Below are 3,152 nucleotides of genomic sequence, written 5' to 3'. Positions count from 1 at the left end.
CTGCTGGTGATCAAGGGGAATGCCAGCTCGCGCTGCGGCATTTCGATGAAGGGCATCAATATCGTCGTCCACGGCAATATCGGCCATATGTCTGCTTTCATGGCACAATCGGGCAATCTGGTGGTGCTGGGCGACGCCGGTGATGCGCTTGGCGACAGCCTTTACGAGGCGCGGCTTTTCGTGCGTGGATCTGTGAAGAGCCTCGGCGCAGACTGCATCGAGAAAGAGATGCGCCCTGAGCATATCGCCATTTTGCAAGACCTGCTGGCCCAGGCGGGGGCGGATGCCAAACCCGAAGAGTTCAAGCGCTACGGCTCGGCCCGCAAGCTTTACAATTTCAACATCGACAATGCGTCGGCCTACTGAGGATCATCGCCCATGAAAGACGAGCAAAAAGTGATCCCGCAGACCGTGCCGCGCCAGTCGGCGACCTTCAGCCAGGAGATCAATTCCGAGATCCGCCGCGCCGCCGCGACCGGCATCTATGACATCCGCGGCGGCGGCGCCAAACGCCACCTGCCGCATTTCGATGACCTGTTGTTCCTTGGCGCCTCGATCTCGCGCTACCCGCTGGAAGGCTACCGCGAGCGGTGCGAGACCAAGGTCGTGCTTGGCACCCGTTTCGCCAAAAAGCCGATCACGCTGGATATCCCGATCACCATCGCGGGGATGAGCTTCGGGGCGCTGTCTGGCGCGGCGAAAGAGGCCCTGGGCCGGGGCGCGACGCTTTCGGGCACCTCGACCACCACCGGCGACGGCGGCATGACGCCCGAGGAGCGTGGCCATTCCAAACACCTCGTTTATCAATATCTGCCCTCGCGCTACGGCATGAACCCCGATGACCTGCGCCGGGCTGACGCCATCGAGATCGTGGTCGGCCAGGGTGCAAAGCCGGGCGGTGGCGGCATGCTCCTGGGCCAGAAGATCTCTGACCGGGTTGCCAAAATGCGCAATCTTCCCAAAGGGATCGACCAGCGCTCGGCCTGCCGTCACCCCGACTGGACCGGCCCGGATGATCTGGAGATCAAGATCCTTGAGATCCGCGAGATCACCGGCTGGGAGAAGCCGATCTACGTCAAAATCGGCGGCGCGCGGCCCTATTATGACACCACGCTGGCGGTCAAGGCGGGCGCGGATGTGGTGGTGATCGACGGCATGCAGGGCGGCACCGCCGCGACCCAGGATGTGTTCATCGAACACGTCGGCCAGCCGACGCTGGCGGCGCTGCCCCAGGCGGTCAAGGCGCTGCAGGATCTGGGCATGCACCGCAAGGTGCAGCTGATCGTCTCGGGCGGCATCCGCACCGGGGCCGATGTGGCCAAGGCGCTGGCTTTGGGCGCGGATGCAGTCGCCATCGGCACCGCCGCCCTGATCGCTTTGGGCGACAATGACCCGCATTGGGAGGTCGAATATCAGAAGCTGGGCACCACCGCCGGGGCCTATGATGACTGGCATGAGGGCCGCGACCCGGCCGGGATCACCACGCAGGACCCCGAGCTGCAAAAGCGCCTTGACCCGGTTCAGGCCGGGCGCAGGCTGGCCAATTACCTCAAGGTGATGACGCTTGAGGCCCAGACCATCGCGCGGGCCTGCGGCAAGAACCATGTCCACAATCTGGAACCCGAGGACCTTTGCGCCCTGACCGTCGAGGCCGCCGCCATGGCAGGCGTGCCGCTGGCGGGCACCAGCTGGATCCCCGGCAGAGGGGGGTACTGAGCCTTCAGGAAAGCCGGGCGGCCTCTGCCCGGCTTTCCTTTTTCGAACAAAGGACCCGCCCCTCGAAGGGCTGGCCTTCACCATAACAACAGGGAATCGAACAAAATGGCCTTGGACAAAGGGCAATGCGCAAAGCCGCAGAATGGTGTCGAACTGCGCGCCTATGCCGAAGAGCGTGGCATCCGCTACTTCATGATCTCTTTCACCGATCTCTTAGGCTATCAGCGCGCCAAGCTGGCCCCCACCGCTGCCATTGAGGATATGTGCCGCGATGGCGCGGGCTTTGCGGGCTTTGCCACCTGGCTGGATGTGACCCCGGCCCATCCCGATATGCTGGCGGTGCCCGACCCCTCAACCGTGATCCAGCTGCCCTGGAATCCCGAGGTCGCCTGGGTGGCCTCAAACCCGGTGATGTCGGAAAAGCCCCTCGATCAGGCGCCGCGCAATGTGCTGCGTAAACTGGTCGATGAGGCCGCAAGCCTGGGCCTGCGCGTCAAAACCGGGGTCGAGCCCGAGTTCTTCCTGCTAAATCCCGATGGTTCCGCCGTCGCCGATGAGTTCGATGACGCGACCAAACCCTGCTATGATCAGAATGCGCTCCTGCGCCGCTATGATCTGATCAAAGAGATTGCGGAGGCGATGCTCGATCTGGGATGGGAACCCTATCAGAACGACCATGAAGACGCGAATGGCCAGTTCGAGATGAACTGGAAATACGACGATGTGCTGGCGACCGCCGACAAACACGCGTTTTTCAAGTTCATGACCCGGGTTCTGGCCGAGAAATACGGGCTGCGCGCCACCTTCATGCCCAAACCTCTGCAGGGCAAGACCGGCAATGGCTGCCACGCCCATATCTCGGTCTGGACCATGGATGGCAAGTCGAACGCCTTTTCCGACGACACGAAGGAACTGGGCCTGTCCGACCAGGGCCGCGCCTTCCTCGGCGGCATCATGAAACATGCCTCAGCGCTGGCGCTGATCTGCAACCCGACGGTGAACAGCTACAAGCGCATCAACGCGCCGCGCACCTCATCGGGTGCGACCTGGGCGCCGAATTCGGTCACCTGGACCGGCAACAATCGCACCCATATGGTGCGCGTCCCGGGCCCCGGCCGGTTCGAGCTGCGCCTGCCCGACGGTGCCGCCAACCCCTATCTGATGCAGGCGGTGATCCTGGCCGCAGGCCTCGACGGGATCCGCACAAATGCCGACCCCGGCCCGCGATCAGACATCAACTTCTACACCGACGGCCATCTGATCAAAGACGCGCCCAAGCTGCCCCTGAACCTGCTCGACGCCATCCGCGCCTTCGATGCCGATACCGACCTCAAATCTGCCCTCGGCGAAGAGCTCTCAAACGCCCTCATCAAAATGAAAACACAGGAATGGAACGAATACTGCGGCCATTTCACTGAATGGGAAAAAAGAAACAC

Annotated in this window: 2 protein-coding genes and 1 pseudogene; all 3 read left to right on the top strand. The window is 62.7% G+C overall.

Annotated features, from left to right (window positions below; all coding sequences use genetic code 11):
- Nucleotides 1–366, top strand: a pseudogene (locus tag HOY34_RS21680) (protein GlxC); the annotation flags it as partial.
- Nucleotides 367–378: 12 nt separating this feature from the next.
- Complete coding sequence (locus tag HOY34_RS21675; RefSeq protein WP_172366738.1) at nt 379–1,716, top strand: FMN-binding glutamate synthase family protein; 1,338 nt, start codon at nt 379–381, stop codon at nt 1,714–1,716.
- A gap of 105 nt (nt 1,717–1,821) precedes the next feature.
- Nucleotides 1,822–3,152 (top strand): type III glutamate--ammonia ligase (gene glnT, locus HOY34_RS21670; RefSeq protein ID WP_172366736.1); only part of this gene is annotated, 1,331 nt, incomplete at its 3' end.

This window comes from Pseudogemmobacter hezensis (assembly GCF_013155295.1).
Classification (GTDB): domain Bacteria; phylum Pseudomonadota; class Alphaproteobacteria; order Rhodobacterales; family Rhodobacteraceae; genus Pseudogemmobacter; species Pseudogemmobacter hezensis.
The sequence above is the reverse complement of the archived record's forward strand: the minus strand, read 5'-3'. Positions and strand labels throughout refer to the sequence as shown.

What these genes read in the sequence shown, in the direction of transcription:
- HOY34_RS21675 (WP_172366738.1), top strand. Translation starts at nt 379, where the DNA reads ATGAAAGACGAGCAAAAAGTGATCCCGCAGACCGTGCCGCGCCAGTCG.